The organism is Sorangium sp. So ce1036 (assembly GCF_051369805.1).
Lineage (GTDB): Bacteria > Myxococcota_A > Polyangia > Polyangiales > Polyangiaceae > Sorangium > Sorangium cellulosum_F.
Genome location: NZ_JBBMOX010000001.1, coordinates 5,067,769 through 5,092,302 on the forward strand (window position 1 = coordinate 5,067,769; position 24,534 = coordinate 5,092,302).

Sequence of the window (24,534 nt, forward strand, 5' to 3'; positions counted from 1 at the left end):
TCTCTCCCCGGCGCGCAGCGGACCAGGCGAGCGAGGCGGTCAGGTCGCCGCCTCTGCGCCCCGCTTCTGCATCTTCCGGTGGACGATGCGCTTCTTGAGCGTGCCCATCCGGTCGATCATCAGCACGCCGTCCAGGTGATCGAGCTCGTGCTGGATGGCCACGGCGAGCAGGCCGTCGGCCGTGAGCTCGAACGTCGCGCCGTCACGCCCGCGGGCGCGGACGCTGACGCGCTCGGCGCGCTTGATCTCCTCGCTGATGCCGGGGAACGACAGGCACCCTTCGGGGCCAACCTGCTGCCCGTCCTGCCGGACGATCTCGGGGTTGATGAACACGAGGAGGTTGCTCGGCTCGTTCTCGGCGGCGATGTCTACGAGGAAGATGCGGTGCGGCTCCCCGATCTGCGTGGCCGCGAGGCCAACGCCGGGCGCCGCGTACATGGTCTCGGCCATGTCGTCGATAAGCTTCGTGATTTCGGGGGTGATGTCGCCGACCGGCCGCGCCTTCTGGCGCAGGCGCGGGTCGGGATAGTGGAGAATGGTGCGGATGGCCATGGCTGTCGAACAGCATAACCTCCGCGCCTCGCCGGCGCTCGTCAAGACGCGCTAGCGGTTCCTCCGGAACGACGCGGAGGTATCGACCGTGAGCCCGCGGGACTGAAGATCTTCCACGATGTCCGGCACCAGCCCGGAGGGGTGGAACGTCCCCTCCAGCGCGCCGCCAGCGGCCGTCCGCTCGACCACGAACGTGAACACGTCGCGGATCGCGATTTGCCCGCTCTCGATCGCGAGCTCCGCGATGCGGAGCACCCGGTGCCGGCCGTCGCGGAGCAGCGCGATCTCGATCGCCAGGTCGAACGACGACGCCAGCCACTCGCGCGCCGTCTCCGGGGCGATCCCGGGCCGGGTCGCGGCGATGTCCGCCGGGAGCCGGGTCACGGCCTGCCGCAACGTCGGCGCGCGCGCGGCCGCCAGCACGCCGTCCATCCCGCCGCCGATCGCGTCCACGACCTCGGCCGCGACATGGCCGGAGAACGAGCTCACCACGAGCCGCTCGGGCCGGATGCGCGCGGCCGCCTGCACCGCCCGCGCCCGCTCGACGGTCGTGTTGCCGAGCGCGATCGAGAGCGTCTGGGGCTGGTTGAGGACCAGCTCGTCCTCGTCCTGAAGCACGACGAAGCGGTCGTCCGGCGGCGCCGCGGCCGCGAGCGCGCCGAGCAGCCAGCTCGTCCCGGCGTCTCGCGTCCCCGTGACGAGGAGGTTGCCGCGCCCGAGGACACACTGGGAGAGCAGCCCGGCCATCGCGCGCGAGATCGTCCCGTTGCGCACCAGGTCCTCGAGCGTGACATCGGGGCACTGCGGCTTCCGGAGGATCAGCGTCGAGGTCGAGGCCGGTGGGAGAACGCCGAAGAGCCGCCTGCCCTTCGGCAGCGTCCGCTCGACGAAGGTGGCCCCCTGCTCCAGCGGTTGCCCGGCGGCCGCGCAGAGCCGGCGGATGACCCGGTCGACCGCGCGCTCGCTGCTGAACGCGACCTCCGAGATGACCCGCCGGCGCCCGTGGATCGCGATCACGTGGTCGTGGCGGAAGACCTGGATCTCGCTCACCTCATCCTCGTCGAGGAGCCGGTCGAGCGGGCCGAGCGTGAAGAGCTCCCGGTGCGCGTCGGCCTTGAGGGTGTCCGCGTCGATCTCGGGCGGGAGCTCGCCCGCTGCGCGCATCGCGTCCACGCCCTCGGCGACGGCCTGATCGAGCTTCCGGGCGAGCGCGGCGTCCGGAGGCGCGCCGCGGTCGAGCGGCGCGAGGTCCACCTTCGCGGCGAGCCGTTCCATGAGGCGGCCGAGCGCCTTGCGGCGCGCCACGGCCTGCGTCGAGTTGCCCTGGCCACGGTCGATCCGGTCCGAGACGGGCGGGATGGCTCTCCGGCTCGGGATGGGGACCACGCTGGGGTGCACGGCGGCGTTCGGCGCGCCCTGCAGCGGGTTCGCGGCGGGGCCCGAGCCCGGCAGCGGGGGGGCCGTCGGAGCGGGGCGCGCCAGCTGCGTGGTCGCGTTGCCGGGGGCGATGGTGCGACCGTCGCGCGCCGGCGCGGCGCCGGGCGCCGCCGGGGCGAGCGGCAGCGGCGGCGCGGTCAGGCTGCCCTGCGAGCTCGGCCCCACGGTCGGGCGAGGCGAGGGGACGCGCGGCGGCCCGGGGACAGGGCCGGGCGCATCGCCTGATTCGTCTGGATCGTTCTCCAGCGGGAAGTGGCTGATCACGCCCTGGTTGGTGCGCGACGGCTCGCCCTTCTCGTTGATCAGCGGCAGCGGCGCCGAGCGGTGCAACCCCTTCTCGGCCGACGGCGGCGCCCGATCGGGCAACGGCCCCGGGTCCCCGGCGGTCATGTCCTCCGGCGCGCGCGCCGGGGGCGCCGCGCTCTCGGGGGGCGCCGTGCCGCTCGCCGCGGTCTCGATCCGCAGGACGAAGTCGCCGATGTAGATCTTGTCGCCCTCGCGGACGATGGTCGCCTGGGCGATCTTCCTGCCGTTGACGTACGTGCCGTTGGTGCTCTTGAGGTCGGTGACGATGAAGCGCCCGTCCCGGTAGAGCAGCCGCGCATGCCGCTTCGACACGTTGCCCTTCGGCAGCATCAGGTCGTTGCCCTGCACGCGGCCGACGTTGATCTCTGTCCGGTCGAAGGTTTCGCGGCGCTCCGCGCCCCCTTTCTCGCTGATGATCACCGAGAACATCTCGTCGTCGCCTCGCGGGGCCAGGGCGGAGGTGAGACCCGATGCCCTCGCCACGCCATACGAGCAAGCTCGAACAGACATGTCAACGAGATGCCTTCGATTCCTGCGGCGAGGAGGCGAGCCGGCGCGAGCCCGGCCCCTGCCGCGCCGCTGCGTCCGGGGGGCGTCGAGCGCACCGGCCTGCTTCGGCGCCGCGGATCGCGCCCCGGTGGCCATGGCGGGAGGTGCGTGAAGGCACGGCCGACGCACACAGGCGGCGAACGGGCTGAGCGGACTCCGGCCCGCGGCACGACGTCCTGCGCAGGGACCCTCGCCGCGATAGCTACCCCGCCGAGGCAGCGGCCCCGCCGCGGCGGCGGCCCTCGCCGTGGTGGCGCATCGGCGGATGCTGGGCGCTCTCGGCGAAGGCACGCCGCGCGAGGGACAGGCCGCCCCTCGGCGCGCCGCGTCGGGGGACGGGCCGCGGGTCGGCGCGCGGGGCGGAGATGAGGCGCGGCCATGGGCGGGGCGAGGCGCGGAGATCCCGTCTCCCGGCATCGTTCGCGAGATCCGCTGGCGTCAGGCAACGAGGCCGCCCTGGAGAGCGCGACGAAACGCGCGCGCCCACGCATTCGGCTCTTCGATAAGAGCGCAAATCTTGACATCCCCGCGAATGCTGCTTCGCGCCGGATGGCTCGCGTCATTCGTTCGCTCGTGTCCGGGATCCGCTGTACGGCGGGATGATTTCGTCGGGATCGGCTGCGGGACGGCACTGCGGGTGAGGTGAGCACTGCGTCCCGCGATCTCCGATCGAACCTTCATCGCTTGACCTTGGCGCATCGAGCCGTTTACGTTGGCGCCGCTCGGACCGGGGAGAATCGTCGAAGTTGTCGCGCAAGCACATCAATAAGCGGCTGGGCAGCCGCCCTGCGCAGTTTGGACTTGTCTACGAGGGGGGTTTGCTGCAAGCAGCCAAGCCCACATCGGAATCAGGGGCCGCCAACACGGTCTCCTCCCGACTCCCAGCCTGCGCGCCTCGGGTATCGACGAGCTCGGAAGTGGAGGAAATATGGCAGTTGGCAAGGTAAAGTGGTTCAACGACGAGAAGGGGTGGGGCTTCATCAAGCAGGAGACTGGCCCCGACGTCTTCGTGCACTATTCGCAGATCAACGGGGAGGGGCGCCGCCGTCTGTTCGAGGACGAGACCGTCGAATTTGAGATCAAGGAAGGTCCCAAAGGTCTCCAGGCGGTCAACGTGATCCGCGCCACCGCCTGATCCACCTCCTGGCCATCGCCCCCACCTGCTGGCGCAGCGCTGCCGCTGCGCTCGCTCCACCCCACCTCCGAGCCCGAGCATCGCGCACCCGCTAGGCGGGCTCCGCGCGTCTCGGATATCCGAGCGCCGCTCCCCCCGTGGGGCCGCGCGCCCCGGATGTCGGATCGCCGCTCCCCCCCCGTGGGGCCGCGCTCGGCGCTGCTGCGCCTCGCCCGGGCTCATCCCTGCGGGATGGGGACCTCGCGAAACGCCTCCTGTCCAGGGACGAAGCGGTGCGACGTGATGCCCTTGATCGCCCCCGTGTCGTCGACCTCGTAGACGTTGAACCCCGCCATCCGCTCGTCGCTGTCGTGGAGGAGCGAGGCGCTGGTGGCGCCCACCGCGTCGATGTGGCCCCGCTCGGTGTGCACCTTCCGGTGGATGCGCCGGTGCAGGTGCCCGTGCAGCAGCAGGCCGCGGCTGACCTGCCGGAGCAGGCGACCCTCCGCCGCGGCGTCCCCCAGGCCCTCCAGCAAGGTCTTCGCGCGGCTCGCCGGGTTGTGGAAAGGATGATGCTGGAGCACGATCGGCGTTCGTCGCCGCACCTCCGGGTGCGCCAAGAGGTGCTCCAGCGCGCGCAGCTGGGGCGCGCCGAGCCGACCCGAGGCCACCAGAGGCGGGCGAGGCCAGGCGGTCGAGAGGCCGATGATCGCCACCGGCCCGCGCAGGTGCACGAAGGGGAACGTGGCGCCCGCGCCGTCGCGGCCGGCCCCGGCGCCCCCCGCCGTCGCGGGCGCGTCGAGGGGCAGGTCCGAGCGCAGGTACGGCGCGAAGTACTGGGCGAACCGCTGCGAGCGGTGCGCGCCCTTCGTGTACGCGTCGTGGTTCCCCGGGACGATGCTCACGCGCTCGGGCGGGAGCCCGAGATCGCGCTGCAGGAAGCTGCGGACCAGGACGAACTCCCGCTCGAGCGCGAGGTTCGAGACGTCGCCCGTGATGACCACGTGGTCCACGCCGAGCCGTAGGATCTCCCGCGCCGCCGCGTGCACCGCGATCGGCTTGTGGATGGCGTGGCGCCGGAAGCGGAGGTTGAGGTACCCGGTGAGCCGCTTGTTCAGGAGCCGGAAAGGGACGGCCCCCTCGAGCGACAGGAGGTGCAGGTCAGAGAGGTGCGCGATCCTCACCGGCGCAGTATGGGGGCTCCTCGACGCGCGGCCAACCGCCGCGCGGGCCCCCCCGCTCGCTTCAGGCGTCGCGCGCGCAGCGGAAGCCGCGCGTGGTGCGGCGGCTGGCCGGCGCGTCGTGCCCTCGCGCCGCGCCGCGCAGCCAGGGCCGGCCGTGGGCGAAGCTGCCGCCCCGCACCACGCGCTCCTCGCCCATGTCGGGCCCGCGCGGGTTCGCCGCGCTGCCGCTCGGATACTCGGGAGCGTAGTAGTCCGCGACCCACTCCTCGACGTTGCCCGCGAGGTCGTCGATGCCGTCCGGGGTTCGTCCGGCGATGAGCGAGCCCACCGGCGCGAGCTCGAGGAAGCCGTCGCCGTCGTCGAGCTCGTCGAACGACAGCCTCCCGTGGTTCGCATGGAAGGGGTTGTACACGTTGCCCCACGGGTAGCGACGCCCCGCCGCGCCGCGCGCGGCCCGCTCCCACTCGGCCTCGGTCGGGAGGCGACCGCCCGCCCAGGCGCAATAGCGCTGCGCGTCGCTCCACGACACGAGGACCACCGGGTAGTCCGGACGATCGAAGCGCCGTCCGCCGGACGCGTAAGGCGGCTCGTTGCACAGTCCGGCCGAGACGCACCGCCGGTAGCTGGCGACGGTCACCTCGGTGCGGTCGATCCAGAAATCGGAGAGGTACACCTCGTGGGGCACGAGCTCATTCGCGAAGCTCGCCTCGAGCTCGTCGACGCACAGCTCACCGGCCGGCTCGAGCTTGCAGAGCGTCACCGCGTGCGTGATCTCGACCTCGCTCGACCCCATCGTGAAGCTGCCCGCGCGCACGAGGACGGCGGGGGGGCCGGGGGCGCGCAGCGCGACGACGCTCGAGGGGGCGCGCACGCGCCGCCCCCCGGCGCCCGTCGAGAGCACGGCCTCGCCCTCCGCCGGGAGGCGCGGGGCGCGCGCTCGCGAGGGGCGCGTCGGGGCGGCCGCTCCGATCATGGAGACCGCGAAAAGCAAGGCCAGCGTGGCCAGCACAAGGAGCGGCGCCGGACGCATGTCGCAGGCGTAGCATGCTCCAGGGTCGCGGACTGTTTCCGTCTCCTCGGGCGCCGGCAGCTCGGCCAGATCGGCGACGGTCCGTCGTCTCGGACGTTGCGCGCGCGCCGGGCCGGTCCGGGTGATCGCGCGCTCGACCCGTCGCCGCGCGTCGCAGCGCGGCGCGCGCGTGCGGCCGCGCGACGCGCCGCAAAAGTGCGCCGGGCGCCGAGGAGCGATAGACTCGAGGGGCTCGATGCCAACCCTTATGGACAACGCGAACACGATGAGCGCGGAGCACGACGCCGCGATGATCGAAGAGCTGCATGAGGTGCTCGAGAGCGGGGAGCTCGTGCTCTTCGTGGGGGGCGGCATCTCGGCCGCGGCCGGGCTGCCGACGTGGCGTCAGCTCGTCGACCTGCTCATCGAGCGGGTGCGCGACCAGGTCGGCGACGAGCTCGTGGTCGCCGAGGTGGCCGACCTCGCGCGATCGCAGCGGTTCAGCGAGGCGATCGCCGCGGCGGAGCACGCCCTCGGCCCGGAAGAGTTCAACGCGTTCGTGGAGGACGCGCTCGACGACGAGGGGCTCGATCCGCCGCGGATCGCGCTCGCGATCGCCGCGCTCAGGGACAGGCTGCGCGCGGTGCTCACGACGAACATCAACCACCTGCTCGAGCGCGCGTTCGGGTTCGAGTGGGACACCCTCTGGCGCGTCACCGACGAGGTCGCGTGGCGGCGGCGGTTCATCCTCAAGCTGCACGGCACGCTGAAGGTGCCCGAGAGCTGGATGTTCACGCGGGAGCGCTTCGGCAGGTCGATCGCGGATCCCGCCGTGCGCCGCGCGCTCACGGCCGTGCTCTCGAAGTGCCCCATGCTGCTCGTCGGCTTCGGGCGCGCCGACGGCGACTTCGACGAGATGCTGTCGGACATCCACGCGCTGTCGGGCAGCTCGCCGCCGCCCCGCTTCGTGCTCGCCCCGAGCGCGAGCCTGACGCCGTACCGGCGCACGACGCTCGTGGACAAGGGCTTCGCGCTCCTGCCCTACGACACGTCCGACGGCAGCCACGACCGGGCGCTCGCGATCCTCGAGCGCCTGAGCGCGGCCCCGCCGCGCGCCCTGGCGTCGCGCCCGCCCCGCTCGATCGTGCCCCCCCCGATCCCCGACCTGGAGCTCCCGCCGTCGTCGTCGTCGCCGGGCGTCTCGCCCTGCGAGCTCGCGCCCGACTCGTCCGGCGACGACGGCCCGGTCTCGGTCCCGGCGTCGCTCGGCGCGCCGCGGCGCGCGCGGCTCTCCGAGCCCCCGGCGAGCCCGATCGAGGTGTTCTTCTCGTACTCGGAGAGCAACCGCGATCTGCGCGACAAGCTCGAGACGCACCTCGCCATCCTCAAGCGCAAGGGCGTGATCCGGGGCTGGCACGACGGCGAGATCGGCGCCGGCGAGGAGCGCGACAGGGCACTCGCCGAGCACCTCGAGGCCGCGAAGGTCATCCTCCTGCTCATCAGCGCGGATTTCCTCGCGTCGGACTTCTGTTACGACGTCGAGATGCAGAAGGCGATCGAGCGCCACGAGCGCGGTGAGGCGCGCGTCATCCCGGTCATCCTCGACGCCTGCGACTGGGAGGGCGCGCCCTTCGGCAGGCTGGCCAGCCTTCCGCGGGGCGGGCGCCCGGTGACGAGCTGGGTCAACCAGAGCGAGGCGTTCACCGACATCGCCAAGGGCATCCGGAAGCAGGTCGAGCAGCTCACCCAAAACCCCTCGTAGGCTCACCGAGCGCCGGCGCCCAGCCGGTGAGCCACTCCGAGGTGCCACCCCCGCCAGGGATCTGGAGCGTCCCCGCGTGGACGGGCCGGAACCTGGCCGCGCGCGCCGCGCTGCTCGCCGAGATCGGCGCCACGCTCGCGAGGCGCGGGATCGCGCCGCTCTGCGGGCTCGGCGGCACCGGCAAGACCAAGCTCGCGATCGAGTACGCGCACCGCAACGCGGGCGCCTACGACACGGTCTTCCTGATCGACGGCCAGAGCCCGGCGACGATGGACGCCGGCTTCGTCGCGCTCGCGGCGGAGATGCGGCTGCCCGACCACGAGCAGATGGATCCGGCCCGCGCGGTCGCCGCGGTGCGCAGCAAGCTCGGGCGCCGCGGGCGCTGGCTCCTCCTCTTCGACGGGGTGCGCGAGCCGAGCGAGGTCGATCCGTACGTCCCGAGCGTCTCGCACGGCGGCCACATCCTCGTGACGTCGCAGAACCCGATCTGGAGCGGGCTCACGACGGTGAACGTTCGCGGCATCGAGCGCGCCGAGTCGGTGAACTTCCTGCTCCGGCGCACGGGCGAGACCGACGCGGAGGCGGCCGACGCGCTCGCGGACGAGCTCGGCGATCTGCCGCTCGCCCTGGCGCAGGCCGGCGCGTACATCGAGGAGACGGGCCGCCCGCTCGCGGAGTACCTCGCGCTGTTTCGCCAGCGCCCCGCGGCGCTCCTGGAGCGCCCTGCCAGCTTCCCGGTGACCGTCGCGACCACGTGGGAGAGCGCGCTCGCCGCCGTGTTCAGCCACCAGGCGGCCGCCGAGCTCCTCAGCCTGTGCTCGTTCCTCCCGATGGACACGATCCCGCGGCGGGCGCTCGGCGACTACGATCCGCTCGCGCTCGACGACGCGATCGCGACGCTGCGCCTGCACTCGCTGATCGACGTGCGGCCGCACGCGCTCAGCGTTCACCGCCTCGTGAAGGTCGTCGTCCGCAACCAGCTGCGGCGGGACGATCGGCGGCGGTGGATGGAAGCCGCGCGCCGTATCGTCCAGGCTTCCGGCAGGTTCTTTCCCGGCACGGAAGAGGAGCGCGAAGGCAGGACGGAGCCAGATTCGGGGTAGGGGGCACTCCCCGGGAAAGCATGCCAAGAAAGCATGGAGGTTCGACCCGCATGTATCCGCCGAGGGTGCTACTTACCGTCTCTTCCTGGGTCTTTCCCGACCGCGTATTCTCGTTGCGCTCCAGGTCGGTCGTGAGACTTTAAGGCCCGCGAGAGGAACTATGGTTGCCTTGGCGACGAGCCCCGCCGACGTGTTCTTCTCCTACTCACCGAGGGACGAGGACCTGCGGCCCAAGCTCGAGACCCACCTCGACGCGCTCAAGCGGCAGGGGGTCATCCGGACGTACCAGGGGTTCGCGCTCGGCGGCGGCAAGGAGCGGCGCGAGGCCAGCGCCGCGAAGCTGCGCGAGGCGCGGATCGTCCTCCTCCTCGTGAGCGCGGATTTCCTCCACGCCGACGCGTGGCTCTCTCCGGAGATCCGGGAGGCGATCGCCCGGCACGAGGCGGGGGAGTGTCGGGTCATTCCGGTCATCTTGCGGCCCTGCCCCTGGGAGAAGACGGTGCTCGGCGCGCTGCAGCCGCTGCCCCACCGCGCGCGGCCCGTGACCAGCTACCCCAACCAGAGCGAGGCCTTCACCGAGATCGCCAAGGGGATCCGGAGCGCCGTCCGCGAGACGGAGCCGCCGGCGGCGTGGCCGGCCGCCCGCCGGCCGTCGAGCTCGCCCGACGCGGAGCCGCACATCAAGAAGCTGCCGCCGCGCAATCCGAGCTTCACCGGTCGCGACCAGCTCCTCAACGAGCTGCGGAGCGCGCTCACCACCGGCGGGCCCGCGGCGCTCACCCAGGCGATCAGCGGCCTCGGCGGGATCGGCAAGACGCAGCTCGCGGCAGAGTACGCGCACCGTTACGCGAGCCAGTACAACGTCGTGTGGTGGGTCCGCGCGGAGGAGCCGGCCACGGCGGCCGAGGACTTCGCCCGCCTCGCCGCCGCGCTCGGGCTCCCCGAGCAGGACGAGGCCGATCAGCGGATCGCGATCGAGGCCGTCCGCTCCTGGCTGTCCCGCAACGACCGGTGGCTCCTCGTCCTCGACAACGTCAACGATCCGAAGGACGTCGCCCCGTACCTGCCGCACCCGCGCACCGGGCACATCCTGATCACCTCGCGCAACCCGAGCTTTCGCGGCATCGCGACGCCGCTCACCGTGCCGGCGCTGGATCGCGCCGACTCGGTGAAGTTCCTGCTCGCCCGGACCGGGCAGAGCGACGCGCGCGCCGCCGAGAAGCTCGCGGAGACGCTCGGCGATCTGCCGCTCGCGCTCGTGCAGGCGGCGGCGACCATCAAGGAGACGAGGTCGTCGATCGCCACCTACCACGCGGCGTTCGGCGACCACCAGCGCGAGCTGTTGCTCCGCGGCGTGCCCATGGACTACCCGACGCCGGTCGCCACCACCTGGGGGCTCGCGTTCCAGGAGGCGCAGCGCCTCTCGCCCGTCGCGGTCGATCTCCTGAGCCTGTGCGCGTTCCTCGCGCCGGACGACATCCCGCGCGAAGGCCTCGCCGACGCCGCGCAGCACCTGCCGCCGGCGCTCGCGGCGGCGCTGAGCGATCCGCTCACGCTCGACGAGGCGGTCGCCGCGCTCCGCCGCTACTCGTTCATCGACGTGCACGAGGGCGCGCTCTCGGTGCACCGCCTCGTCCAGGCGGTGGTGCGGGATCGCCTCTCGCCCGAGGACCTTCGGATGTGGGCCGAGGCCGCGGTCCGCCTCGTCGATCACGCGTTCCCCGAGAGCAGCGACGACGTGGAGACGTGGCCCTTCTGCGCGCGCTGGCTGCCGCACGCGCTCGCGGCCGCGGGCCACGCCGAGGCCTACGACGTCGCGAAGGGGGTGCGCGGGCGGCTCCTCGCCCGGTTCGCCGTGTACCTGCAGGGGCGAGCCGCGTTCGCGGAGGCGAAGGGGTACCTGGAGCGCGCCCTCGCGCTGCACGAGGCGGTGTTCGGTCACGACGATCCGAGGGTCGCGGCCGTGCTGCGCAGCCTCGGCAGCGTCCTCCACGATCTCGGCGATCTCGGCGGCGCGCGGGGGCACCTCGAGCGCGCGCTGGCGATCGACATCGCGAGCTTCGGCCCTGACCACCCGGACGTGGCGCGCGACGTGAACGATCTCGGCAGCGTGCTCATGGATCAGGGCGACCTTCCGGGCGCGCGCAAGCACCTGGAGCGCGCCCTCGCGATCGACGAGGCGACGTACGGCCCCGACGATCCGAGCGTCGCGATACGGCTCAACAACCTGGGCGCGCTCTTCCGCGACCTCGGCGACTTCGCGGGCGCGCGCGTGCACCTGGAGCGGGCCCTCGCGATCGACATCCGCGCGTACGGACAGAGCCACCCGACCGTCGCGATCGGGCGCACGAACCTCGGCCGGCTGCTGCACGATCTCGGCGATCTCAAGGGGGCGCGCGAGCAGTTCGAGGAGGCGCTCAAGATCGACGAGCAGAGCTACGGCCGCTACCACCCGCGCTTCGCCCTGGCGCTGAACAACCGGGGCCGCGTGCTGCGCGACCTCGGCGACCTCGCCGGGGCGCGCGCCGACTTCGAGCGCGCGCTCGCGATCGTCGAGGACACCTACGGGCCGGATCACCCCGACGTCGCGCGGGACATCAACAACCTCGGCAGCGTGCTGCGCGATCTCGGCGACCTCGAGGGGGCGCGCGCGCACTTCGCCCGCGTGCTGAAGATCGCCGAGGCGACGTACGGGCCGGACCACCCGGCGGTCGCGATCGGCTGCAACAACCTCGGCAGCGTGCTGCAGGCGCTCGGCGAGCTGCCCGGGGCGCGCGAGCAGCTCGAGCGGGCGCTCGGCATCGCGCAGGCCACCTACGGCCCGGACCACCCGGTCGTGGCGAGCATCGTGAACAACCTTGGCCGCGTCCTGCAGGCGCTCGGCGACCTGTCGGGCGCGTGGCAGCAGATCGAGCGCGCCGTGGCGATCGCCACGAAGGCGCTCGGGCCGACGCACCCGTCCGTGCAGATCTTCTCGCGCAACCTCGCGCGCCTCGGCGACGCGCTCGGGGGCGGCGCCGAGGCGACCTGACCCGGCGCGCTGGTCCCGCGCCGCCCAGGCGCGCCCCGGGTCCGCGGCCGAGGGGCCTCCGGATCGGGCCGCGCGGCAGGGCGTCAGGCGCGGGCTAGCCGAGCAGGATCTGCGTCGGGTGCTCCAGGAGCTGGCGCAGCACCTTGAGGAAGCCCGCGCCGACCGCGCCGTCGACGACGCGGTGATCGCAGGAGAGCGTCATGCCCATGCGCCGGCCCGGCGCGATCTGCTCGCCGCGCACCACCGGCTCGCGGCGGACCTGGCCCACGGCGAGGATCGCGCCCTCGGGGGGGTTGATGACGGCGGCGAAGTCGTCGATCCCGAACATGCCGAGGTTCGATATCGAGAAGGTCCCGTTCGCCATCTCCTCGGGCCGCAGCTTCTTCGCCCTGGCGCGCGCCGCGAGCTCGCGCACCTCGGCGGCGATCGCGAGCACCGGCTTGCGATCCGCGTCGCGCACGACCGGCGTCACGAGGCCCTCGGGGACCGCCACGGCGACCGAGATGTCGACGCGCCGGTGCACGAGGATCGCGTCGGGGGTGAACTGCGCGTTGCACTCCGGCACGCGCACGAGCGCGATCGCGCACGCCTTCACGAGCAGATCGTTGAAGCTGATCTTGCTCGGCCTCTCGCCCTCGGCGGCGCTCGCCGCGAGGTCCGCGTTGATCTGCTCGCGCAGCGCGTGCAGCGGATCGGCGTCGACGTCGATCGAGAGGTAGAAGTGCGGGACGGTCTGCTTGGACTCGGTGAGGCGCCGGGCGATCGCCTTGCGCATCATGCTGAGCGGCCGCGCCTCCGGCGCCGCGAGCTCCCCCTCGGCGGGCGCCGCCGTCGCCGCCCTGGCCGGCGCCGGCCTGAGCCCCTCGAGGTCCCGGGCGACGATGCGCCCGCCTGGACCGGAGCCCTCGATGCCGCGGAGGTCGAGCCCGCGCTCCCGGCCGAGCTTGCGCACGTAGGGCGACGCCTTCACGCGGCCGCCCGCGGAGGCCGGCGGCGCGGCCGGCTGCGTCGGCGGCGCGGCCGGCTGCGTCGGCGGCGCGGCCGGCTGCGTCGGCGCGGCCGGCGCCTCGGACCCGCGCGCCTCCCGGCGCGGCGCCGCGCCGCCGTCGGCCGGCGGCGGCGCGCGCTCGCCCTCGGCGCGCGCCGCAGCCGCGCTCGGCGTCGGCGAGGGCGCGCCGCCGCCGCTCGCCGCCGCGACGCCGCTCACGTCCTCGCCGGGCGCGCCGATGATCGCGACGGGCTGGCCGAGCTTCACGACGCTGCCGGCGGGCACGAGGATCTTGAGCAACGTCCCTCGATCGAAGGAGCGATACTCCATGGTGGCCTTGTCGGTCTCGACGTCGGCGAGCAAGTCGTCGACGTCGATCGCGTCGCCTTCGTTCTTGTGCCAGGCGCTGATCTGCCCCTCCTCCATGGTCGGGGACAGCTTCGGCAGTTCCAGAACCTTCGCCATTGGGCCTATCACCTCGGAGCGGGGACGCGCGCGCCCTCGTCAGCTCCTGTAGAGGACGCGGTGGACGTTCTCGATGATCCGCGACGCCTGCGGGATCACGTACTGCTCCAGCTTTGCGCTATAGGGCATCGGGAAATCGAGGGTCGTCGCGCGCAGCACGGGCGCGTCGAGCTCGTCGAACGCGAGGCGCTGGATGCGGTCGACGATCTCCGCGCCGACGCCGCCGTACGGCCAGCCCTCGTGCGCGACGACCGCGCGGTGGGTCTTGCTGACGCTCCGCACGAGGGCGTCCTCGTCGAGCGGGCGCAGCGATCTCAGGTCCACGATCTCCGCGCTGATGTTCTCCCGCTCGAGCAGGGCGGCGGCTTCGAGCGCGACGTGCACCATCCGGCTCCAGGCGACGATCGTGACGTCCGTCCCCTCGCGCGCGATCGAGGCCACCCCCATCGGGACGAGGAGATCGGGGTCGTCGGGCACCTCGCCCTTCACGTTGTACAGCGTCTCGCTCTCCATGAAGAGCACCGGGTTGTCGTCCCGGATCGCCGACTTGAGGAGCCCCTTCGCGTCGGACGGCGTCGCGGGCGCGAGCACCTTCAGGCCGGGGATGTGCGCGTAGAAGTGCTCCATCGCGTGGGAGTGCTGCGCGCCCACCTGGCGGGCCGAGGCGTTCGGGGCCCGCAGCACGAGCGGGACGCAGAGCTGCCCGCCGGACATCTGCCGGAGCTTCGCCGCGTTGTTGAGGATCTGGTCGAAGGCGACCGCGGAGAAGTTCCACGTCATGTACTCGACGATCGGCCGCAGCCCGACGATCGCCGCGCCGATCGCGATGCCGGTGAACCCGCTCTCCGTGATGGGCGCGTCGATCACGCGCCGGGCGCCGAACTGGTCGAGCATCCCCTCGGTCACCTTGTAGGCGCCCTGGTAGTGCCCGACCTCCTCGCCGACGAGGTAAACCCGCTCGTCGCGCTCCATCTCCTCGACCATGGCGGCGCGGACCGCCTCGCGGAATCTCAGGACGCTCATCGCGCAAACGGCCCTGCGTAGGTGGTGGGCTCGAGCACCTCGGGCCCGGGTTCTGGACTCTCCTCGGCGAAGCGGATCGCGTCGGCGATCTCGTCCTCCACCTCTCGCTCGATCGCCTCGAGGGCGGACCTATGCCCCTTCTCCTCGAGCTCGACGCGCGTGCGCAGGAGGACGTCCTTCTTCTTGCGCTCCTCGAGCTCCTCCTTCGTCCGGTACCTGCCGGGGTCGCTCATCGAGTGGCCCCGGAAGCGGTAGGTCCTGATCTCGACCAGCGTCGGCTCCGAGTGGGTGCGCGCCCGCGCGATCGCCTCCGCGAGGCGATCCCGCACCTGGAAGACGTGCTCGGCGTTGAAGCGGTCGCGCTCCATCCCGTAGGCGAGCCCCTTCAGCGACACGTCCTCGACCGAGAGCGTCCGGGAGAGCGGCGTGCCCATCGCGTACTCGTTGTTCTCGCAGACGAAGACGATCGGCAGCTTCCATAGCGCCGCGAGCGACATGCCCTCGTGGAAGTCGCCGATGCTCACCGCCCCCTCGCCGAAGAACACCATCGAGACCCGATCTTCGCCCCGGTACTTCGACGCGAACGCGGTCCCGGCGGCGATGGGGATGTGGCCGCCGACGATGCCGTATCCGCCGAGCATGTTGCGCTCCTTGTCGAAGAAGTGCATCGAGCCGCCGAGCCCCTTCGAGCACCCGGTGACCTTGCCGTAGAGCTCGGCCATCGCCGCGCGCGGGCTCATCCCGCGGGCGAGCGCGAGCCCGTGATCCCGGTACGTCGTGATCACGTAGTCGTCGGGCCGGAGCGCGGCGCAGGCCCCGACGGCGATGGGCTCCTGACCGATGTAGAGGTGAAGGAACCCCCCGATCTTGCCCTGCGCGTACGCGCGCGCCGCCTCCTCCTCGAAGCGACGTATCCGGAACATGTCTCGATAGAGCGACAGGTGGAGATCGTCGCCGTGGGTCGGGGTAGTCATCGCGGAGCTCTCTCTGGGCAGAACGGCCATCCCGGGCAATCGCCAGCGTGGCGGTCGGCGCGGAGGAGGGCCATGTGCCGGAGCCCGCAAGGGATCCGAGGAGGCGCTTGACGTCGGCCGTTCCGGACAGCGATGCCGCTTACCTGCGCTCCATTAGGGGAGTTCTCTCCGGCTGACAACGCGTCCGCCGCGCCGGTCGTTCAACGCGGAGCAGCATCCGGCGCGCCGGCGTCCAGCGCGTCGGGGGCGCGTGTCTCCAGCGCGTCGCGGTCGTCTGTCTCCATCGCGCCGGGGTCGTCCGTCTCCGGCGCGCCGGGGTCGTCTGTCTCCGGCGCGCCGGGGTCGTCCATGTCCGCGTCGCGCTCATCCGCATGCGGCGCGCCGGCATCCTCGGCCCGCTCGGGCTCGGGGAGGGCGATCGAGGCAGGCCGGCTCTCCGCGTCGCCCGGAGCGCTCGCGCTGGCGTCGCTCGTGCCGGCGCTCCCCGTCGCGCGCGCCGCGGGCGAGGCGGCGTGGTCCGGATCGGGCTTCGGGCGCGCGGGCCGCGCCGGCGGGCTGGCGCGCGGTCGCGGCGGGGCAGGCGAGGACGACACGGCCGGCGCCGCGATCGCTGTCGCGGCCGGGTGCTCCTCCGGCGCGTCGGACGAACGCAGCGCCGTGCGGACGAGCAGCAGGGCCGTCGCGACGACCACCGCGGCGCCCAGGAGGACCTGCCCTGTCTTCCGCTCGCGAGGAGGGAACTCGTCGTCGCCCAGATCGGCGCGCAGCGCGTCCGGCTCCGAGGGCAGCGCCGCCGCCGCGGCGGGGGCCTCCAGCATGCGCCTCGGCATCTGGCTGGACGTCGCCCACGCGAGGCAGTCGGCGAAGGCGGCGCCGAACGCCTCGCAGCTCGGGTACCTGTCCTCCGGCCGCTTGCACATGCCGCGCGCGAGCACGTGATCGAGCGACGGCGGCACGCAGAGCTCCCTCGCGATGGGCGGCGGCTCGTCGCTCGCGATCTTCGACGCGACGGAGACCGCGTCGTCGCCCGGGAACGCCCGCCGGCCCGAGATCGCCTCGTACATGACGGCGGCGAGCGAGAACTGGTCGCTCTCGGGCGAGAACCTCCCGGCGCGGAACGTCTCCGGGGCGCTGTACGCGGGCGTTCCCATGAGCCCCCCCTGGTGCGTCAGCGTCGAGTCCGGGATCCGGGCGATGCCGAAGTCGGCGATCTTGCCGCCCTTCGTGGAGAGGATGATGTTCTCGGGCTTGATGTCCCGGTGAACGATGCCGGCCCGGTGCGCGATCGTGAGCGCCTCGCCGAGCTCGCGCGCGAGGCGCGCCGCCTGCGCCGCCGAGAGCGGGCGCTCGACGAGGTGCTGCTTCAGCGTCGGCCCCTCGACGTACTCGAAGACGAGGTAGAGCCCGAAATCCGGATCTTCGCCCACGTCGTGGAGCGTGACGAGGTTCGGGTGCGTCACGCGCGCGGCGGCGCGCGCCTCGTGGCGCATCCTCACGACGAGCTGCTCGCGGACGTCGCGCGGGATGCGCAGGTCGTCGCGGAGGTGCTTCAGCGCGACCTCCCGATCGAGCACCGGATCGTGCGCGAGCAGCACGCGCCCCATCGCGCCCTCGCCGAGGAGGCGCAGCACGCGGTAGCGGCCGAGGGCAGCGGGCAGCGTGACGCCGTCGCTCGGCTGTGCGAGCGCGCCGCGGCCGCCATCGGGGGACGAGGATCCAGGCACGTCGCGTCGTTTCTATCCGTCCGGCGGCCCCGGCGGAAGGCCTGGCCGGCGTCCCGCTTCCGGTTATGCTCTGCCGCGGTGCGCTCCGGGTCGGCGGACAGCACGGGAGGCTCTGCCTGGGCGGCCTCCGCGCGGCCCGGCGAGCGGCACCCCAGAGAGGCGCAGCGAGCACAGATGAGCACCGAGAGCGCGTCCAAGCCGGCCAGGGGCGCCGGCGCCACCAAGAAGCGAGGCAAGGCCAGGTACCTCGTGCTCCTCGGCTTCGCGTTCGCCGTCTTTCTCGCGGCGCAGACCGGCCTGCTTGGCTTCGGCCTGGCGCGCCTGCGCGCCGCCGCGTTCCCCAAGGACGAGGCGCTGCTGGAGTACGTCCACGGCAGCGCTCAGGGCGTGCTGATCGTCGACCCGCACCAGATCGAGCTGAAGTCGCTCGGCGCCGAGGGCGGAGCGGTCCGGCAGCACATCGAGCGCACCCGCGAGGACATCAAGAAGGCGACGGGCGTCGATCTCGGCTTCGACGTCGACAAGCTGATCCTCTCCCCGTCGCTCGTGGTCGCGCGCGGGCGGTTCGACGAGCAGAAGCTCGCGGCGCGCCTCGCGGAGCTCAGCTACGTCCAGGCGGAGTACAAGGGGACGAAGTACCTGCTCCGCGCCGGCGAGGACGCGATCGCGGTGCGCGACGGGTCGATCTTGCTGTACGGCGCCGAGCCCGAGATCCGGGCGAGCATCGACGCCGAGGCGGCCGGCACGTCGCTGGCGAGCCGGGACGAGGCGACCTCGCGCCTCGCGCACGTCGGGTGGGATCACCCGATCCTCGGCGTCGCGCTGCTCGCCGACAGCAAGCCGAGCCTCCGGGCGATCCTCACCGGCTCCACCGGCCCGCGCGCCGTGACGTTCGGCGTCTCGACCGAGGGGGGGCTCTCGGCGACCGTCGCGATCGACGCCGCGTCGGCCGACGCGGCCGAGGAGCTCCGGAAGCTCCTCGAGGAGAAGCGCGCGGACCTCGAGGGGCTGAAGGCGCTCGTCGGCCCGGAGGCCGGCGTGGCGCTCGGCGAGATCGCGAAGCGCGCGAAGCTCACGGTGGAGCAGGGGGCGGGCCGGCTCTCGATCCAGGCGGACGTGCGCCCGGAGGAGCTCGACGCGCTGGCGAAGGCCGGCGAGAAGGCGTCGGGCTCGCTCGGCGCGATGTACAAGAACGTGCGCCTGCTGCAGCTCCTCGCGCCGGGGGGCTGACATCGCCGCCCGGCGGACGGCGCGTGGGGCGCCCTGCGGTCGTCGAGCGGGCGCTCGACGGATCGGGCCGCGCAGCGGCTCGCCGACAGGGCCTAGTCGTCTCCGGCGCAGCGCGGGCACTGCGCCGCGACGCGGGCCGCGGCGCTCTCCACCCGGGTCCGCGCGCCGTCGCAGCGCGGGTCCGCGTCGCCGGCGAGCCCGCAGAGGTGCTGCGCGGCCCGTTCCATCGAGGCGAGCGCGCGGCACGCGGTCTCGCACGAGCTCGCGGAGGACTGCTCGGCGGCGCGCTCCTTGCGCGACGGCGCGTGGTCGGCGCTCTCGCGCGAGGGCGGCATGGGGGCGCCCTCCGCGGCCCCCGCCGGGGGCGGCTGGGGCGAAGGCCGCGGCGCCGCCGCCCGCGGCGCGGCGGGGAGCTCGCCCCGGAGCGCGGGACCGCCGAGGGCCTGCTGGAGCTCGCTCTCCGCGCGCTCCAGCTCCGCGAGCGCCTCGTCGGCCGTCGCGAGGGAGCCCGGCTCCGGCGAGGCCACGGCGGCCGGGCTGGCGGACGACGGCGCCTCGGCGGGCGTCGCGGCGGCCCCGCAACCAGCGAGCGCCGCGGCGCTCATCCACACGGCCGCGGTGGCAGCAGACCAGGTCAGGGTTCTGTTCATCGGTCCTCCTGCGCCTGACGCCCGGCGCGCCGGTTTCGGCTCACCGCCGCGCCTCGTCGCCGTTTCACGCGCCGCGCAGGAAGATCCTCCGCGCGAGGGCGACGGTTTGCGCCCGCCCGGTGCGCTATGCTCGCCGGCGATGAACCTGCTTCGACCGATCGGCGCCCTCGTCCTCGCTCTCGGACTGATCGCAGGCTGTGAGCGGGGCAGCTCGCGCCGCCCCGCGTCGCAACCGACCTACGGCCAGGGCTATCCGCCCTACGGCGCGCCCCAGCAGGGATATCCGCAGCAGCCCGGGTACCCGCCGCAGCAGCCGGGGTACCCGCCGCAGCAGCCGGGGTACCCGTCGCAGCAGCCCGGGACCCCGCCGGCGCAGCCCACCCTCCCGGCGCCCTCGGTCCCTGCGCTGCCGGTGCTGAACGATCCCATCAACGACATCAACCTCGGCTGGCTCCAGTCCGAGGCCGGCGTCGTGATGGGGGCGCTGATCGGCGCGCTCCCGCCCGCCGCGCAGCAGAAGGTGAGGGGCATCCCCTTCATCGCCGACCCGACGATCGGGGAGGTGAACGCGTTCGCCGGCTGCGACGACCAGCGGATGCCGTTCATGGCGATCACGGATGGCCTCCTCGAGATCCAGGCGCAGATCGCGCAGTTCAAGGCGACCGACGAGATCTTCGGCACGCGGAAGCTCGACGAGTTCCTGCGCCTGCTGGCGCAGCTCCAGCGCCCGGGGCAGCCGATCCTCCGGCCGCCGGCGGGGTTCATCGATCCGCTGCAGCACACGGACGCGCGCAAGGTCGAGCGGCAGCGCCAGCTCTATCACGAGCAGCTCGCGTTCGTGCTCGGGCACGAGCTCGGCCACCACCACCTCGGGCACACGGGCTGCGCGAACGGGCAGGGGGGGAGCCGGGGGGTCTCGCCGGCGGATCTCGGCCGGATGCTGTCGCGCGCGCTCCCCGTCTTCAACCAGCCGAACGAGATCGCGGCGGACGTCGCCGGCGTGAACAACCTGCTCAGCGCCGGCGCGCGGCGTCAGGGCTACCGGTGGACCGAGGGCGGCGCGATGCTCACCCTCGGCTTCTTCGCGTCGCTCGATCAGCTCACGCCCGCCGCGATCCTGTTCGCCTTCGAGCAGACGCACCCGCACCCGCTGCTCCGCCAGCCCGTCGTCCAGCAGACGGCCAACACCTTCCGGCTGACCGGCGGCGCGATCGCCTTCCCGTTCCCCGGCTTCGGCGGCTGAAGCGCGGCCTTTCTCGAGGGGCCGCGCCCTCGTGGCCGCTCGCCCGGGGCGCCGCGCGCTGCTTCGGCTTGACGCGACCGCGCAGCGCTCCTCCCATCGCACCGAAAGGAGTCAATCATGCACGAAGGGCTCGGGATCGAAGACGTTCAGCAGGGCACGGGCGCCGAGGCGAAGCACGGCCAGCTCGTGACCGTGCACTATGTCGGTACGCTGACGGACGGTCGCAAGTTCGACAGCTCGCGCGACCGCGGCCAGGGCTTCTCGTTCAAGCTCGGCGCCGGGCAGGTGATCAAGGGGTGGGACCTCGGGGTCGCCGGCATGAAGAGCGGCGGCATCCGCAAGCTGACGATCTCGCCGGACCTCGGCTACGGGGCCCGCGGCTTCCCGCCGGTGATCCCGCCCAACTCGACCCTCCTGTTCGAGGTCGAGCTGCTCTCGGTCAGGTGAGGCGCCGCTCACGGCTTGATGGGGGCGCCGCACTCCACGCAGAACCGGTTGCCGATGAAGAGCTCGTGCCTGCAGTGCACGCAGCGCGCGACCCGCACCTCGGTCGGACGCTTCGCCGGCCTGGACGGCGGACCCTCCTTGGCCGGGGCCCTCGTCGCGGTCGCCACCGCCGCATAACGGCCGGACCCGGCGGCTGCCCTGGATCGCCGGTCCGTGAACGGAACGGCGGCGGCGCGTAGCGCGGCGGTAGCGCCCTGGACCTGACCCCCCGCGCCGCCCTCCGCGAGCGCGTGGACCTGCTGCGGCGCCCTGCGCTCGTCCTCCGACGAGGCGGCGAGCTCGAGATCGATCACCGCGGCAGGCGCCCGCTCCGCGCCGCCCGGCGCGAGCGCGGCGCCGAGCTCGGCGATGGGGTGAGGCCGGGGTTCGTCGATCTCCACGGGGTCGGGCTGCGGCTCGTCCACCGTGTCGGGCAGGATGCGGATGATCAGCGCCGAGATGTTGTCGGTCCCGCCCGCCTCGTTGGCCAGCGCGATGAGCATCTCGCAGGCCTCGTGCGGATCCTGGGTCCCCTCGAAGACGTCGAGCATCTGCTGCTCCGAGATCATCCCGCTCAGCCCGTCGGAGCAGAGCAGGAAAGCGTCGCCGGGCTCGATGTGCTCCGAGCGGATGTCGACCTTCACGGCGTCCTTCATGCCGAGCGCGCGCGTGATGATGTTCTTCGGGAGCCTCGCCAGCTCGTCCTGGCTGAGGTCGGGCTTGAGGGCGAGGGCGTCGTTGATGAGCGAGTGGTCCTTCGTGAGCTGCTCGATCTCGCCGTGACGAATCCGGTAGCAGCGGCTGTCGCCGACGTGCCCGACGTGGATCTGGTCGGTGTCGCGCGAGACATACGCGGCGACCACCGTCGAGCCCATGCCCTGATGCTGGCTGTAGGTGTTCGAGATGACGAAGACGTCGTGGTTCGCCTTGCGGATCGCCGCGACGACCCGCCGTGCCTCCGGATCGAGCGCCTGTTCGTCGGCCGGGACGGGGCCGGGCAGGTTGCCGGCCCGGGTCGCCTCGAAGAAGTTGTCGAGCGACTTCGTCGCGAGCGCGCTGGCGATGTTGCCCGCGTTGTGTCCGCCCATGCCGTCGGCGACGACGTACAGGCCGAGCTCGGACTTCACGAGGACGTTGTCCTCGTTGTGCTTGCGCTGGCGTCCAACGTCGGTCACGGCAGCCGCGACGGGTCGGGTGCGGCAGCTCGTCCTGAACTCGCCCATTCGCCGCCGATTATACCTGCGCGCCCCTGCGGACCGCCCAGATTCCGGCTACTTTAGCGGCGCCAGGGTCTCCGTGCACTGCCGACGGCGATCGGTCGGGACGTCCCGGCCGTGGCGGCGGGCCGCCGCGTGCCCCGGGGCACCGGGTCCAGGGCGAGGCGCAGGCCGGCCTGGAAGAAGCCGTAGGGCGTGATGCCAGAGCCCCCGTCCGGCCGCGAGAGGTAGGTGCCACCGTCGAGCTCGGCGAACAGGCCGATGCCGAAGCTCGGGACGGGGTAGAAGTCGCCGCCCAGCGCGACACGGGCGACGTCGAGCCCGTGGTACACGTCGTCGAAGGCCGCCGGACCGTCCGAGGAGAAGGAGATCCGCCGGTAGCCCACGCCGTAGCTGATCCAGGGGTCGAACGCGATGCCCTGGGCGATGTGGTAGGCGAACCCGAGGCCCAGATCGAGGCTCCGCGCGGTGCAGTCGCTGCAGCCGAGCAGGGCGTAGGAGCCGCTCAGCTCCAGGACGGTCACGCGGCTCAGGCCGACGCCGGCGTGGGCGCCGAACGCGAGCCCGCCGGAGAGGATGCGGCTGCCTGGCTGCCCGGCGGCGACGTCGCCGAACGGCTGGCTCAGGCCGAGCCGCCCCTGGAGGAGGACGTGGCCGGCCCGCTCGTCCGGCGCGGCAGGGCGCTTTGCGCCGGCCTCCGGGCCGAGCTCTTCCTCGTCATCCGCCGCGTCCGCCGCGGCGGATGCCGCCTCCCGATCGGTCGACTGGGCGAGGGCCTGGTTGGTCGAGAGCACCCAGCCCGCTGCCGCGACGCCGAGCGCCAGCGCGGTCCGTCCTGTTGAGCGCGATCCCACGAACGGCCTCTAGAACAGCGCGGTCCCGAGCGCAAAGGGGGAGCGACATGGCTGCGCGGAGGAGCTCGACGGCGAGCGACGCAACTGCCGCCGCGCCGCGACGACAGAACCCCTGGACATGGACGACACCTCGCTTTGTACCAACCAGGACAGCCATCCGGGCCACGTCACGCCTGCTCACGGCGCGGTGGCCTCTGCGCCGGCCGCGGCGCTCTCCCGGGGCGACTCCGCCGGAGCGTGGGGCGAGCGCCCGGGCCCTGCGGCTCGCGGCGGCGATGCTCTGCCGCCGCGGGACATCACGCACGAGCTCATCGAGGACCGCGAGGCGCTCGCCACGGTGTGGCTCCGCTTCGAGCACGACCCGGGGACGGGCGCCCCCACGCGCGTCGCCGTGGTGCCGGGCGCCGAGCTCCTCCTGGGCAGCGCGCCCGGGGTGGACGTGCCGCTCCGGGACGCGGCGGTGAGCGCTCATCACTGCCGTGTCGCGCACCGCGGCGCCTGGATCGAGGTGACGGATCACGACTCTCGCAACGGGGTCCGCGTCGGCGGCGTGCGGGTACGGCAGGCGATGCTCGTCCCCGGCGGCTGCTTCGAGATCGGGCGCACGGCGATCACGATCGAGGCGGCCCGCAAGGTGTCTGCGCTCGAGGAAGGGCCGCCGCTGCCGCTGCTGGTCGGGCGCTCGCGGCCGATGCGGCAGCTCGCCGCGGCGGTGCGGCGGGTGGCGCCGCTGCAACTCCCCGTGCTCCTGCGCGGCGAGTCGGGCACGGGCAAGGACCTGGTCGCGCGGGCGATCCACGCGGAGAGCACGCGGACCGATCGGCCCTTCGTGGTCCTGAACGCCGCCACCATCCTGCGAGACCTCGCCGAGTCCGAGCTGTTCGGCCACCGGCGGGGCGCGTTCACCGGCGCGCTCCGCGACCGGCGGGGCGCGTTCACCGAGGCCAACCACGGTACGCTGTTCCTCGACGAGATCGCGTCGCTGTCGCTGGAGGTGCAGGCGAAGCTGCTGCGCGTGGTGGAGGAGGGGGTGGTCCGTCCGCTCGGCTCGGAGAGCGCGACGCGGGTCAACGTGCGGCTCATCGCCGCGACGTGCGAGCCGCTGGAGACCCTCGTCGCCGAGCGCCGCTTCCGCGCGGATCTGTACGAGCGCCTCGCCGTGTGCCGCATCCAGCTCCCGGCGCTGCGTGAGCGGCCGGACGACATCCCGCTGCTGGCCAAGCACCTGCTTTCGACCTCCGAGCTCGGCCCGCGCGAGCTGTCGCCCGGGGCGCTCGTGGCGCTGCGGGCGCACCGCTGGCAGGGCAACGTCCGGGAGCTACGGAACGTGCTCATCCAGGCGGCGCTCCGATCGCGCGGCTGCGTGCTGCCGGAGCACATCACGGCCGTCCTCGCCGATCGTGAGCCCCCGCTCCGCCGGAAGATCACGCCTGCCGACGCGCTCCGTGCCTTCGAGGAGGTAGGCGGCAACATCAGCGCCGCCGCCCGCCTCGCGGAGATCCCGCGCTCGACGATGCGTGATCTGCTCCGCGCTGCGCGGGAGAGATGAGCGCGGCGCAGGGGCCCTTCCCGTGCGCACGCGCCGGAGGGGGGCTGTGCGCGGCGGCGCGCGGGTGGGCGCTCGGCCATCCGC

19 protein-coding genes are annotated in these 24,534 nt (G+C 73.2%); 8 read left to right on the plus strand and 11 right to left on the minus strand.

The genetic code is table 11. From position 1 onward, the window contains the following. Positions 1-39: 39 nt before the first annotated feature. Positions 40-552: a peptide deformylase gene (gene def / locus WMF31_RS19030; protein ID WP_129348109.1), complete on the minus strand. Its 513-nt coding sequence runs from the start codon at positions 550-552 to the stop codon at positions 40-42. A 51-nt stretch (positions 553-603) separates the two neighbouring features. After that, complete coding sequence (locus WMF31_RS19035; RefSeq protein ID WP_436603312.1) at positions 604-2,724, minus strand: ATPase, T2SS/T4P/T4SS family; 2,121 nt, start codon at positions 2,722-2,724, stop codon at positions 604-606. A gap of 1,048 nt (positions 2,725-3,772) precedes the next feature. On the opposite strand from WMF31_RS19035, the gene WMF31_RS19040 reads away from it, so the two are divergent. After that, positions 3,773-3,979: a cold-shock protein gene (locus WMF31_RS19040; protein WP_012236438.1), complete on the plus strand. Its 207-nt coding sequence runs from the start codon at positions 3,773-3,775 to the stop codon at positions 3,977-3,979. A gap of 218 nt (positions 3,980-4,197) precedes the next feature. On the opposite strand, the gene WMF31_RS19045 is transcribed toward WMF31_RS19040, so the two are convergent. After that, positions 4,198-5,142: a metallophosphoesterase family protein gene (locus WMF31_RS19045; RefSeq protein WP_436603313.1), complete on the minus strand. Its 945-nt coding sequence runs from the start codon at positions 5,140-5,142 to the stop codon at positions 4,198-4,200. Between the two features lie 61 nt (positions 5,143-5,203). After that, entirely contained in the window at positions 5,204-6,115 is a 912-nt protein-coding gene (locus WMF31_RS19050) for a formylglycine-generating enzyme family protein (RefSeq protein WP_436603314.1), read from the minus strand. A 304-nt stretch (positions 6,116-6,419) separates the two neighbouring features. Between WMF31_RS19050 and WMF31_RS19055 the strand changes: the two genes are divergently transcribed. The 3 genes from WMF31_RS19055 (at position 6,420) to fxsT (ending at position 12,047) form a co-directional block, all read left to right on the plus strand. Continuing rightward, positions 6,420-7,913, plus strand: coding sequence for an SIR2 family protein (locus tag WMF31_RS19055; RefSeq protein ID WP_436603315.1), 1,494 nt, complete (start codon positions 6,420-6,422; stop codon positions 7,911-7,913). A gap of 41 nt (positions 7,914-7,954) precedes the next feature. Beyond that, the gene (locus WMF31_RS19060) at positions 7,955-9,016 is read left to right on the plus strand and encodes an ATP/GTP-binding protein (protein WP_436603316.1); all 1,062 of its coding nucleotides are present in this window, start codon (positions 7,955-7,957) and stop codon (positions 9,014-9,016) included. Positions 9,017-9,176: 160 nt separating this feature from the next. Continuing rightward, positions 9,177-12,047 (plus strand): FxSxx-COOH system tetratricopeptide repeat protein, encoded by a 2,871-nt coding sequence (fxsT, locus tag WMF31_RS19065; RefSeq protein ID WP_436603317.1) that lies wholly within the window; start codon positions 9,177-9,179, stop codon positions 12,045-12,047. 94 nt (positions 12,048-12,141) lie between these two features. On the opposite strand, the gene WMF31_RS19070 is transcribed toward fxsT, so the two are convergent. The 4 genes from WMF31_RS19070 to WMF31_RS19085 all read right to left on the minus strand — a co-directional run bounded on the left by WMF31_RS19070 (position 12,142) and on the right by WMF31_RS19085 (position 17,221). Beyond that, positions 12,142-13,500: a dihydrolipoamide acetyltransferase family protein gene (locus WMF31_RS19070; protein WP_436603318.1), complete on the minus strand. Its 1,359-nt coding sequence runs from the start codon at positions 13,498-13,500 to the stop codon at positions 12,142-12,144. Positions 13,501-13,539: 39 nt separating this feature from the next. Then, on the minus strand, positions 13,540-14,523 hold the full coding sequence (locus WMF31_RS19075; RefSeq protein ID WP_436603319.1) for a pyruvate dehydrogenase complex E1 component subunit beta: 984 nt from the start codon (positions 14,521-14,523) through the stop codon (positions 13,540-13,542). Then, the gene (pdhA, locus tag WMF31_RS19080; RefSeq protein ID WP_436603320.1) at positions 14,520-15,497 is read right to left on the minus strand and encodes a pyruvate dehydrogenase (acetyl-transferring) E1 component subunit alpha; all 978 of its coding nucleotides are present in this window, start codon (positions 15,495-15,497) and stop codon (positions 14,520-14,522) included. Before pdhA ends, WMF31_RS19075 begins: the two co-directional genes overlap by 4 nt. A gap of 200 nt (positions 15,498-15,697) precedes the next feature. Continuing rightward, entirely contained in the window at positions 15,698-17,221 is a 1,524-nt protein-coding gene (locus WMF31_RS19085; protein WP_436603321.1) for a protein kinase domain-containing protein, read from the minus strand. Between the two features lie 174 nt (positions 17,222-17,395). On the opposite strand from WMF31_RS19085, the gene WMF31_RS19090 reads away from it, so the two are divergent. Beyond that, complete coding sequence (locus WMF31_RS19090; RefSeq protein WP_436603322.1) at positions 17,396-18,451, plus strand: hypothetical protein; 1,056 nt, start codon at positions 17,396-17,398, stop codon at positions 18,449-18,451. Positions 18,452-18,543: 92 nt separating this feature from the next. Here the strand turns inward: WMF31_RS19090 and WMF31_RS19095 are convergent, their stop codons facing one another. Continuing rightward, positions 18,544-19,101 (minus strand): hypothetical protein, encoded by a 558-nt coding sequence (locus WMF31_RS19095; RefSeq protein ID WP_436603323.1) that lies wholly within the window; start codon positions 19,099-19,101, stop codon positions 18,544-18,546. Positions 19,102-19,240: 139 nt separating this feature from the next. Between WMF31_RS19095 and WMF31_RS19100 the strand changes: the two genes are divergently transcribed. Both WMF31_RS19100 and WMF31_RS19105 read left to right on the plus strand, forming a co-directional pair. Then, on the plus strand, positions 19,241-20,344 hold the full coding sequence (locus tag WMF31_RS19100; RefSeq protein ID WP_436603324.1) for a M48 family metalloprotease: 1,104 nt from the start codon (positions 19,241-19,243) through the stop codon (positions 20,342-20,344). A 117-nt stretch (positions 20,345-20,461) separates the two neighbouring features. Continuing rightward, positions 20,462-20,791: an FKBP-type peptidyl-prolyl cis-trans isomerase gene (locus WMF31_RS19105; protein ID WP_436603325.1), complete on the plus strand. Its 330-nt coding sequence runs from the start codon at positions 20,462-20,464 to the stop codon at positions 20,789-20,791. An 8-nt stretch (positions 20,792-20,799) separates the two neighbouring features. On the opposite strand, the gene WMF31_RS19110 is transcribed toward WMF31_RS19105, so the two are convergent. Together WMF31_RS19110 and WMF31_RS19115 are read right to left on the minus strand one after the other, a co-directional pair. Then, positions 20,800-22,005 (minus strand): Stp1/IreP family PP2C-type Ser/Thr phosphatase, encoded by a 1,206-nt coding sequence (locus tag WMF31_RS19110; RefSeq protein WP_436603326.1) that lies wholly within the window; start codon positions 22,003-22,005, stop codon positions 20,800-20,802. Between the two features lie 101 nt (positions 22,006-22,106). Continuing rightward, positions 22,107-22,901: a hypothetical protein gene (locus tag WMF31_RS19115; RefSeq protein ID WP_436603327.1), complete on the minus strand. Its 795-nt coding sequence runs from the start codon at positions 22,899-22,901 to the stop codon at positions 22,107-22,109. Positions 22,902-23,019: 118 nt separating this feature from the next. Here WMF31_RS19115 and WMF31_RS19120 point away from each other — a divergent pair, with 118 nt between their 5' ends. Next, positions 23,020-24,450 carry a sigma 54-interacting transcriptional regulator gene (locus WMF31_RS19120; protein WP_436603328.1) on the plus strand — a complete coding sequence of 477 codons (1,431 nt, stop codon included), beginning with the start codon at positions 23,020-23,022 and terminating at the stop codon, positions 24,448-24,450. Positions 24,451-24,534 lie beyond the last annotated feature (84 nt).